The organism is Intrasporangium sp., assembly GCF_051961875.1.
GTDB lineage: Bacteria > Actinomycetota > Actinomycetes > Actinomycetales > Dermatophilaceae > Intrasporangium_A.
This window is the reverse complement of the sequence record NZ_JBQCCV010000174.1, coordinates 1-9,942: the sequence shown is the minus strand read 5'-3', so window position 1 is coordinate 9,942 and position 9,942 is coordinate 1. Positions and strand designations below refer to the sequence as shown.

The window sequence follows — 9,942 nt, the reverse complement described above, 5'->3', positions numbered from 1 at the left end:
GACTCCGGCAGGACGACGACCCGTCCCGTGCCGCCGAGCCGGGTCACCTCGTCCCGGAACCGGCTGATCGACGAGTGCTCTGTCCTGGTCGCCTCTTCCACGTGTCCGAGTATCCCCGACCTCGCCAATTCAGCCCCCACTGGATCGGCGAGGCAGATCGCGCCGCTCCGCCTCCCCTCTTCAGCCCCGGCTGAGTTGGAGGGGCGCTGCTGCAGCTGGGCACCGCCCTGGGAGAGGGACCAAAATGAGGGTCACTGCTGCACATTGCTGCTGCACGAGTACGGCAAAGGCCCTTCCCGGAGGGCGGAAAGGGCCTCTGACCTGCGGTGGAGCCAAGGGGACTCGAACCCCTAACCCCCTGCTTGCAAAGCAGGTGCGCTACCAATTGCGCCATGGCCCCCAGCGGCGGTCACGCCGAGGTGTTGGGCACCTGAGGGGCGGACGGCGGGACCGTGTCGGTCGCCTGGGCCCAGAGGTCCTGCTCGGCCTGCTGGTCCTTCGCCTTCTTCCGGAGGTAAGACACCCCGGCGACGGAGGCTGCGATCAGGACGAGACGCTTCCACATGGGCTGATCCTCTCGGTGCGGCGGTGATGGTGGGCCTAGGAGGACTTGAACCTCCGACCTCTTCCTTATCAGGGAAGCGCTCTAACCGTCTGAGCTATAGGCCCATCTCACCTACAAGCGGCCGGGATCCGAAGACCCGGGCCGAGGGCACACGTTACCGGATGCCTCGGCGACGCACCAAAACGTATGCCGCTGAGCCGGCGTCCGCTCGTCGGTGACCTCAGTCGTGCCTTCTGACGACCGAGCCGAATCGGCGCTCCGGGCCCTCCCTCGTGCCTCGGTCGGTTCCTCACGCCTTGGCTCAGTCGTCGGTGAGGGTGAGCTGGATGCCCCCCACCAGCGCGGAGCAGATGTTGTAGAGGAAGGCGAAGACCGTGGCGATCGCCGTCATGAGGATCACGTCGATGACGCCGATGACGATCGAGAGGGACACGACCCGGCCGAAGCCGACGTAGTCCTTGATCGAGAACGGGTTGCTCGTCGCGGTCTGCAGGCTCTGGAGAACGCCCTCGACGTCGTTGAACACGTTCATCGTCGACAGGATCATCCACAGCACAGCGGTCAGCACGACACCGGCGATGCCGGCGGCCACGGAGAGCAGGAAGCTCATTTTCATGACCGACCACGGGTCGACCCGGGCAACCGCGAGGCGGACCCGACGCGGGCCCTTGCGGGCCGTTCGGCGCTGACCCGACTGCGCGGTCTGCTGGGTCGTCGTGGCACGGGCCTGACTAGCGCGAGTCTGGTCGCCCGCCTGGATGGCCTGGGTCGCCGCCGTCTCGGTGCCACCTGAGCCGCGGGCCGCCGTTCCCGCCTCGGGATCCGGACGGCCCGCCGCCGAGTCTGCTGTGGCCTCGCTCGGGGACGAACTCGTCGGAATCCGCCGGGTCGAGGAGCCCGAGCCGAGACCGGCTGCCGACATACCTTCAGAGCTGGTCGTGCTCACTCGTCACCTCCGCTGTCGCTCTCGGAGCTCTCACCCCGGTCTTCTGTGCTCTCGTCCGACGGTACGCCATCTGCCGGGGAGACAGGTGTTTGCGCGGGGCTCGTCACGTCGGCCGTGTTCGCTTCCGAGTCGTCGTCGACACCTTCGGCGGCCTCCGCCTCCTCCACCTCGGCGAGCTGGGCCGATTCGGGGTTGCGGGCCACCGCGACGATGGAGTCGCCCTTGTCAGGAGTCGCGAACTTCACGCCCATCGTCGAGCGGCCCGTGATGCGTACCTCGTCGACGCGGGACCGGACGATCTTGCCCTTCTCCATGACGACCATGACCTCATCGTTGGGGCCGACGGTGAGGGCACCGACGAGGTCGCCGCCCTTGTCGGAGAGCTTCGCGACCTGCACGCCGAGGCCACCACGGCCCTGGATCCGGTAGTCGGACACCGGCGTGCGCTTGGCGAGACCGTTCTCGAAAACGACGAACACGTCCGGCTCGTCGCCCTCCTCGACCACCGACATCGCGAGGAGCCGGTCGTCGTGACGGAACTTCATGCCCGTGACACCCGAGGTGGACCGGCCCATCGGCCGCAGCGCCTCGTCGGTCGCGTGGAACCGCAGCGACTGCCCCTTGCGCGAGACGAGCAGCAGGTCGTCCCGGGACGAGAGCAGGTCGGCGCCGACGAGCTCGTCGCCCTCGCGCAGGTTGATGGCGATGAGGCCACCCGAGCGGGGCGAGTCGTAGTCGAGCAGGCGGGTCTTCTTTACGAGGCCGCCCTTCGTGGCGAGGACCAGGTAGTCGGCCGACTCGTAGTCCTTGATCGCGAGCACCTCGGCGATCCGCTCGTCCGGCTGGAAGGCGAGCAGGTTCGCGACGTGCTGGCCCTTCGCGTCGCGCGACCCCTCGGGCAGCTCGTACGCCTTGGCCCGGTAGACGCGGCCGAGGTTGGTGAAGAAGAGCAGCCAGTGGTGGGTCGTCGTGGTGAAGAAGTGATCGACGACGTCCTCGCCGCGCAGCGTGGCCCCACGGACGCCCTTGCCGCCGCGCTTCTGCGACCGGTACTGGTCCACCCGGGTCCGCTTGGCGTAGCCGCCCCGCGTGATCGTGACGACGACGTCCTCCTCGGGGATGAGGTCCTCCATCGACATGTCGCCGTCGAACGGCACGATGGCGGTGCGCCGCTCGTCGCCGTACTTGTCGACGATCTCCTGCAGCTCCTCGGAGACGATCTCGCGCTGCCGCTCGGGTGAAGCGAGGATCGCGGTGTACTCGTCGATGAGCGCCTGCAGCTCGTCGTGCTGCTCGAGGAGCCGCTGCCGTTCGAGGGCGGCGAGGCGGCGCAGCTGCATGTTGAGGATCGCGTTGGCCTGGACCTCGTCGATCTCGAGCAGCCCGATGAGCCCCTCGCGGGCGATCTCGACGGTCTGGCTGCCCCGGATCAGGGCGATGACCTCGTCGAGCATGTCGAGCGCCTTGAGCAGGCCACGCAGGATGTGGATCTCCTGCTCGGCCTTCGCCAGCCGGAACTGGGTGCGCCGGACGATGACCTCGATCTGGTGCTCGACCCAGTGCCGGATGAACGCCGACAGCGGCAGGGTCCGCGGCACGTCGTCGACGAGGGCGAGCATGTTGGCGCCGAACGTCGTCTGCAGCTGGGTGTGCTTGTAGAGGTTGTTGAGCACGACCTTCGCGACGGCGTCCCGCTTCAGCGTGATGACCAGCCGCTGGCCGGTGCGCCCGGAGGTCTCGTCGCTGATGTCGGAGATGCCCGCGATCTTGCCGTCCTTGACGAGGTCGGCGATCTTCATCGCGAGCTGGTCGGGGTTGACCTGGTAGGGCAGCTCCTTGACGACGAGCGCCTGCCGCCCGCGGATCTCCTCGACCTCGACGATGGCCCGCATGATGATCGAGCCGCGGCCGGTCCGGTAGGCGTCCTCGATGCCCTTGCGGCCCATGATGAGGGCGCCGGTCGGGAAGTCCGGGCCCTGGACGATCTTGATGGCCTCCTCGAGGAACTCCTCCCGCGGCATGTCGGGGTGAGCGAGGAAGAACTGCGCCGCCTGGGCCACCTCGCGGAGGTTGTGCGGCGGGATCTGGGTCGCCATGCCGACCGCGATGCCGGCCGAGCCGTTGACGAGCAGGTTGGGGAACCGGCTCGGCAGGACCGTCGGCTGCATCGTCTTGCCGTCGTAGTTCGGAATGAAGTCGACCGTGTTCTGGTCGATGTCGCGCACCATCTCCATGGCGAGGGGCGCCATCCGGCACTCGGTGTACCGCGGGGCGGCCGCACCGTCGTTGCCCCGCGAGCCGAAGTTGCCCTGCCCGTCGACGAGCGGGTAGCGCATCGACCAGTCCTGGACGAGCCGGACCAGGGCGTCATAGATCGCGGAGTCACCGTGCGGGTGGTAGTGGCCCATGACGTCGCCGACGACGCGGGCGCACTTGTTGAAGCCGCGGTCCGGCCGGTAGCCGCCGTCGAACATCGCGTAGACGATGCGGCGGTGCACGGGCTTCAGGCCGTCACGCACGTCCGGGAGCGCGCGGGAGACGATGACCGACATCGCGTACTCGATGTAGGACCGCTGCATCTCCGTGTTGAGGTCGATCGGTTCGACACGGTCGTGCTGGCCGGGCTCCCGCTCGATCGGAGCGGTGCCCTGCTCGTGGCTCTGGTCCTCCTCGGGGGGCTCGTTGCCGTCGATGGGAGGCAGGTCGTCACTCACGTCAGTTCCCTTGTCGTGTCATCGGTTTCACAATTGTCGGTATGCCGCTCGCATCGAACGGCCACTTCGCGCCTCCCGCGCTGGGCGGGCCTCCGCGGGGTCTGCACGAAGTGGTCCTTCGAGGGCGGCTCAGATGTCCAAGAACCGGACGTCGCGGGCGTTCTTCTGGATGAACGTGCGCCGCGACTCGACGTCCTCACCCATCAGGACCGAGAAGACCTCGTCGGCCTTGGCCGCGTCATCGAGGGTGACCTGCAGCAGGGTGCGGGTCTCGGGGTCCATCGTGGTCTCGCCGAGCTCGGTGTAGTTCATCTCGCCGAGGCCCTTGTAGCGCTGGATCGGGTTGTCCTTCGGCAGCCGCCAGCCGTTGCCCTCACCGATCTCCCTCAGGCCGTCGCGCTCACGGTCGGAGTACGCGAACTGGTGCGGGGCATTGCTCCACCGGAGCCGGAAGAGCGGCGGCTGGGCGAGGTAGACGTAGCCGGCCTCGATGAGCGGGCGCATGAACCGGAACAGGAGCGTCAGCAGCAGCGTCCGGATGTGCATGCCGTCCACGTCGGCATCGGCCATGAGGATGATCTTGTGGTAGCGGGCCTTCGCGAGCTCGAAATCCTCGCCGATGCCGGTGCCGAACGCCGAGATGAGGGCCTGGACCTCCTGGTTGGCGAGGATCTTGTCGATCCGGGCCTTCTCGACGTTGAGGATCTTGCCGCGGATCGGCAGGATCGCCTGGGTGTGCGGGTTGCGGGCCTGCGTCGCGGAGCCGCCCGCCGAGTCGCCCTCGACGATGAACACCTCGGAGACGCTCGGATCCTTGCTCTGGCAGTCCTTGAGCTTGCCCGGCAGGCCGCCCGACTCGAGCAGGCCCTTGCGGCGCGTCGCCTCGCGTGCCTTGCGGGCGGCCATCCGCGCCGCCGCCGCCTGGATCGACTTGCGGACGACGTCCTTGCCCTCGTTGGGGTGGGCCTCGAGCCAGTGGCCGAACTCGTCGGTCATGGCCCGCTGGACGAAGCCCTTCACCTCGGAGTTGCCGAGCTTCGTCTTCGTCTGGCCCTCGAACTGCGGGTCGCCGAGCTTGACGGAGATGACCGCGGTCAGTCCCTCACGGACGTCGTCGCCGGTGAGGTTGTCGTCCTTCTCCTTGAGGAGGTTCTGCTTCCGGGCGAACTCGTTGACGAGCTTGGTCAGCGCCGCGCGGAAGCCCTCCTCGTGCGTCCCACCCTCATGCGTGTTGATGGTGTTGGCGTAGGTGTGGACCGACTCGCTGAACGCCGTCGTCCACTGCATCGCGACCTCGAGGCTGAGGGCCTTCGACTCGTCCTCGACGTCGAAGCTGATGACGTCGGCGTGCACCGGTTCGTTGCGCTTCGAACCGTTGAGGTGGTGGACGTAGTCGACGAGGCCGCCGTCGTAGCGGTAGCTGACCTTGCGGGCCTGGACCGTCTGCCGGTCACCGGTCGTCGCCGGGTCGTCGTCCTCGTCGGTGTCGACCTCCTGGATGTCGGAGTCGATCTCGTCGAGGTCCTCGTCCTGCAGGTCCGGGTGCTGCTCGACCCGCTCGTCGATGAGGTTGATCGTCAGGCCCTTGTTGAGGAAGGCCATCTGCTGGAAGCGCGCCCGGATCGTCTCGAAGTCGTAGACGGTGGTCTCGAAGATCTCGGGATTGGCCCAGAAGGTGATCGTCGTGCCGGTCGCGTCCGTCTCCTCCATCTCCTGGAGGGGGCCGGTCGGGACGCCGTGGCTGAAGCTCATCCGGAAGGCGTGGCCCTTCTGCCGGACGCAGACGTCGAGTCGGGTCGACAGGGCGTTGACGACGGAGGAGCCCACGCCGTGGAGGCCGCCGGAGACCTTGTAGCCGCCCCCGCCGAACTTGCCGCCGGCGTGCAGCTGGGTGAGGACCAGCTCGACGGCGCTGATCTTCTCGACCGGGTGGATGTCCGTGGGGATGCCGCGGCCGTTGTCCTTGACGCGCACGGCGCCGTCCGCCATGAGGGTGACGTCGATCGTGTCGGCGTAGCCGGCGAGCGCCTCGTCCACGGCGTTGTCGACGATCTCCCACACCAGGTGGTGCAGGCCCCGCTCACCCGTCGAGCCGATGTACATGCCGGGACGCTTGCGAACCGCCTCCAGGCCCTCGAGGACGGTGATCGCGCTCGCGTCGTAGTCGACGCCGTTCGGCTTCTGGTCCGGGTGCGGATGACGGAGGAAGGGGTCGTCACCGATCGGCTCGAGGGTCTCAGCGATGCCGATCTCCTCGGCAGCAGGAGAGGGCTCCGGCTGGGGGAGCGCCTCGGCCGCTGCCTCGGCTGCGGCGGCCGTCGGGTCCGGGGTGGTGTCCGTCGTCGGCTCTGCTGGGTTGATCTCTGGCGTCTCGTCGGCCTCGGACACGTCGCTCCTCACTCGTGGTGCAATGCAGGTGTGTCGCCGGCGCCGCACGAGTACGTGCGTGATGGCGACACCGGGGCGGCCCGACGCCATGGTCGAGCCGCAACCCACTCAGTCTAACGTCCGCGGACCCCGAAACATGCCTTGGGAGGCCCGCAATCGCCGTCGTGGCGCGTTGGGACCGGCTGATCCGAGGGGAGGATCACGACCCGGGCCCTGAGCGCCCCTGCGCGACGATTCCTGACGTCGTCTCTACCCGCCGTCACGGGAGCGTCTCAAGCGTCGAGCATCGCCAGCAGCTTCGTCACCGTCACCCAGTTGCGGAAGGTGCCCTGGGGCTTGGTGCCATCGGCCTTGATCCGCCCGAGCAGCTCGGCGAGCCGGCTCCGGCCCAACCCGTCGGGGGTGTGGAGGTAGACGACCGGGCCCTCGACGACGACCTCGTCCCGGCTGCCCTGCTCGTGAGCCAGCCGTTGAGCGTCACGGGCCTGGGCCGCATACGTCTTGCCGAGCGGCGCGGGGAAGAAGCCCGCGTGCAACTGCTTCGGCTCGGTCACCCGTGGGAAGGGGTTGTCCGCGTGGACGGCTTCGAGCTCGGTGGCGGTCAGCACGACGGCGGGAGGTCGGAAGCCGGCAGCCGCCTCGATGGCGTCCTCGAGCGCCCGAGCGAGGTCCGCGGTGGGCGCTGAAGAGTCGGGCGTGAACACCGCGTTGCCGCTCTGGATGTAGGTCGCGACGTCGGCGTGGCCGAGGCTCTCGAGCACCTCGCGGAGCTGGGCCATGGGCAGCTTGCCGGCGCCGCCGACGTTGATGCCACGAAGGAGTGCGACGTGGGTCGGCATGGGTCAGCCCTCCAGGGTCCGCTCGAAGAGCTCGTGGATCGCCTCCGGCAGGTGCGGCTCGGCGACCGTGACGTCAACGTCGGCCTCACGGCACGTGATGGAGTAGCAGAACATGTCGGGGTGCCCGCCTTCCTCGGTGGCGATCTGCTGGAGGGTCGGCGCGGCGAGCAGGTGCTGCCAGTTCTTGGTGTCGCGATCGGGCAGGTCACCCAGCGTGAAGGGCCGCTCACGGGTGAGGCCGGCGAACCCTCCGGTGCGCCGCAGCAGGACCTCGGTATCGGCACCGGGCACCTCGCCCTGGGCTTCACGGACGTCGTGCCCGGCACCCGGGGTTTCCACCCCGCCCGCTGCCGGCCCGGACGCCGCGGCGCTCCCCGCGGTCTGGACGAGGACGCCGACCATGACCCAGGCGTCCCGCACGGCGGCCTGCTCGACCGAACCCTCGCCATGGGTGGCCGCGGCCGCGTCGACCGTGAGCTGGGCGAAGGTCGAGAAGTCGCAGTCGGCCTTGATCGCGGGGCCGGTGAGGACGGCGTACCAGACGGGGCCGATCGTCTCCCAGGCGTTGCCGCCGACGGCGAGGCAGGCGAGACAGAATGCGCGGTTGGGAATGCCGGAGTTGAGGTGGACACCGCCGTTGTCGTCGGTGGTGTCGACATAGTGCGCCATGTCGGCCGGCTGCGGGTCCTTGCCGAGGCGGGGGTCGTCGTAGGCGGTTCCGGGGTGGTGCATGTCGCGCAGGGCGCGGCCCTTGACCCCGGGCGCGAGCAGGTCGGCACCGATGAGCCAGTCGGCCTGCTCCGCGCTCTGGCCGAGGTGGTACTGCTTGACGAGACTGCCGAAGACGTCGGAGATCGACTCGTTGAGGGCGCCGGACTGGCCCTGGTAGAGCAGGCCCGCCGTGTGGGCGGTGACCGCGTGAGTCAGCTCGTGCCCCATGACGTCGACGCTCCTGGTGAACCGCTGGAACACGACCCCGTCGCCGTCGCCGAACACCATCTGGGTGCCGTCCCAGAAGGCGTTGTCATAGCTCTGGCCGTAGTGCACCGTCGCGAGGAGCGGCATCCCCTTGCCGTCGATCGAGTCGCGGTCATAGACCTTGTCGTAGAGGTTCCACGTGAAACCAAGACCGTCGTAGGCCTCGTCGACCGCCGGGTCCGCGACGGGCGGCTGGCCCTCGGTGCGCACCGTCGTGCCGGGCGTGGTCAGCTGGTGCTGCGCATCGGCGATCGTGCGCTTGAGGCCGGGAAGCGCGGGCGACGCCGGCCGGGCGGCCTTGTGCTCGTGGACGGCTGCGGGCTGGGTGCGCCGGTCCGTCCGGAACTGCTCGTCGGCCCGCAGGGACGCCCGGGCGCGCTGGGCGAGGTCATCGTCGTCGGCCTGGGCGAGCTGCTGGAGGATGTACGGCGGGATGATCGATCGGCACCTCATGGGAACAGTGTCAGCCCGGGCGCCGACATCCGCCCGTCGTGACACCGGCGCGCAGCGGACTCACACATGGTGGCGTCCGGCGGAGTCACCCGTAGGTGTCGCGGGGCCCGCGGGAGTCTGGAGAGCGCCGCGGGCCGCGTCGCCAGGACGGGCCGCCCGGCCCGAAGACCTTCAGCTCGGTCACCGCGCCGGCACCGATCTCCTCGTCGACCCGGGCCAGGACGTTCGAGGCGAGCAGCCGCATCTGGGTCGCCCACGCCGTCGAGTCGGCCCGCACCGTCAGCACACCATCGGTGAACGAGACGGGCTCGACGTGCTGGGCGATGTCCGTGCCGACGATGTCCGTCCACCGGCCCATGACCGAGCCGACGGCGACGTCAACCTTCCAGCCGCGGTCCGCGATGAGCCGGTCGAGCTGGTCTCCCAGCAGGGTCGGGTCCCGGCCGTCCCGGCCGGCTCCCGACAGCGTCACCCCCTGGCCCAGCGGCCGAACCCGCTTGCGCGGCTTCATCCCCGGGCGCAGACCCTTCTCCCGGGCCGCTGCTCGCGCGCGAGAGAGGGCGGCCGCCGCCGCGTCCTCCACTGCCGGGCCCTCGCCGGCGCCACCCTCGGCGCCGGGCTCCTCGACCTCACTCATCGCCGGACTCCGACTCGGCGTCTGAGTCGCTGGCCGGCGCGGAGACGTGACCCAGTTCCACGGCATACGTCTCGCCGGACTCGCGCAGGGCGGTCGGCACGTCCGCGCCCACCGCAGCCGTGATGAGGACCTGCTCGCAGTCCGCGACGAGCTCGGCGAGCCGGTCGCGGCGGCCGGTGTCGAGCTCGGCGAACACGTCGTCGAGGATCAGCACCGGGTCGTCGCCGAGGTCGCGCCGGAGCAGCCGGTATGCCGCGAGCTTCAGCCCGAGGGCGAAGCTCCACGACTCCCCGTGGCTCGCGTAGCCCTTCGCCGGCAGGTCGCCCAGGCTCAGCACGAGGTCGTCGCGGTGCGGCCCGACGAGGCACACGCCACGCTCGACCTCCTGGTCCCGCACCCGCTCGAGGCTCTCCAGGATCGCC

7 protein-coding genes, 2 tRNA genes and 1 pseudogene are annotated in these 9,942 nt (G+C 69.3%); all 10 read right to left on the bottom strand.

Translation table 11 applies throughout. The annotated features are described in order from the left end of the window. Positions 1-327 precede the first annotated feature (327 nt). Positions 328-400: transfer RNA gene (locus ACTHJJ_RS10330), tRNA-Ala, on the bottom strand. A 9-nt stretch (positions 401-409) separates the two neighbouring features. Then, positions 410-565 carry a DLW-39 family protein gene (locus ACTHJJ_RS10325; RefSeq protein ID WP_440302854.1) on the bottom strand — a complete coding sequence of 52 codons (156 nt, stop codon included), beginning with the start codon at positions 563-565 and terminating at the stop codon, positions 410-412. Positions 566-592: 27 nt separating this feature from the next. Then, positions 593-669, bottom strand: a tRNA-Ile gene (locus ACTHJJ_RS10320). 197 nt (positions 670-866) lie between these two features. Beyond that, a complete protein-coding gene (locus ACTHJJ_RS10315) occupies positions 867-1,511 on the bottom strand; it encodes a DUF3566 domain-containing protein (protein WP_440302853.1) in 645 nt (214 codons plus the stop codon). Beyond that, positions 1,508-4,225, bottom strand: a complete 2,718-nt coding sequence (gyrA, locus tag ACTHJJ_RS10310) for a DNA gyrase subunit A (RefSeq protein ID WP_440302852.1) — start codon at positions 4,223-4,225, stop codon at positions 1,508-1,510. The genes ACTHJJ_RS10315 and gyrA overlap by 4 nt, the downstream gene beginning before the upstream one ends. 129 nt (positions 4,226-4,354) lie before the next feature. After that, positions 4,355-6,448 (bottom strand): DNA topoisomerase (ATP-hydrolyzing) subunit B, encoded by a 2,094-nt coding sequence (gene gyrB, locus ACTHJJ_RS10305; RefSeq protein ID WP_440302855.1) that lies wholly within the window; start codon positions 6,446-6,448, stop codon positions 4,355-4,357. A gap of 437 nt (positions 6,449-6,885) precedes the next feature. After that, a complete protein-coding gene (locus tag ACTHJJ_RS10300) occupies positions 6,886-7,452 on the bottom strand; it encodes a DUF1697 domain-containing protein (RefSeq protein ID WP_440302851.1) in 567 nt (188 codons plus the stop codon). 3 nt (positions 7,453-7,455) lie between these two features. Continuing rightward, positions 7,456-8,883, bottom strand: coding sequence for a protealysin inhibitor emfourin (locus ACTHJJ_RS10295; protein ID WP_440302850.1), 1,428 nt, complete (start codon positions 8,881-8,883; stop codon positions 7,456-7,458). 85 nt (positions 8,884-8,968) lie between these two features. After that, the gene (locus ACTHJJ_RS10290; protein WP_440302849.1) at positions 8,969-9,520 is read right to left on the bottom strand and encodes a DUF721 domain-containing protein; all 552 of its coding nucleotides are present in this window, start codon (positions 9,518-9,520) and stop codon (positions 8,969-8,971) included. After that, positions 9,513-9,942: pseudogene (locus ACTHJJ_RS10285) on the bottom strand (DNA replication/repair protein RecF); the annotation flags it as partial. The gene ACTHJJ_RS10290 and the pseudogene ACTHJJ_RS10285, both read right to left, overlap by 8 nt.

What these genes read in the sequence shown, in the direction of transcription:
- ACTHJJ_RS10300 (WP_440302851.1), bottom strand. Translation starts at nt 7,452, where the DNA reads ATGCCGACCCACGTCGCACTCCTTCGTGGCATCAACGTCGGCGGCGCC.
- ACTHJJ_RS10295 (WP_440302850.1), bottom strand. Translation starts at nt 8,883, where the DNA reads ATGAGGTGCCGATCGATCATCCCGCCGTACATCCTCCAGCAGCTCGCC.
- ACTHJJ_RS10290 (WP_440302849.1), bottom strand. Translation starts at nt 9,520, where the DNA reads ATGAGTGAGGTCGAGGAGCCCGGCGCCGAGGGTGGCGCCGGCGAGGGC.
- ACTHJJ_RS10325 (WP_440302854.1), bottom strand. Translation starts at nt 565, where the DNA reads ATGTGGAAGCGTCTCGTCCTGATCGCAGCCTCCGTCGCCGGGGTGTCT.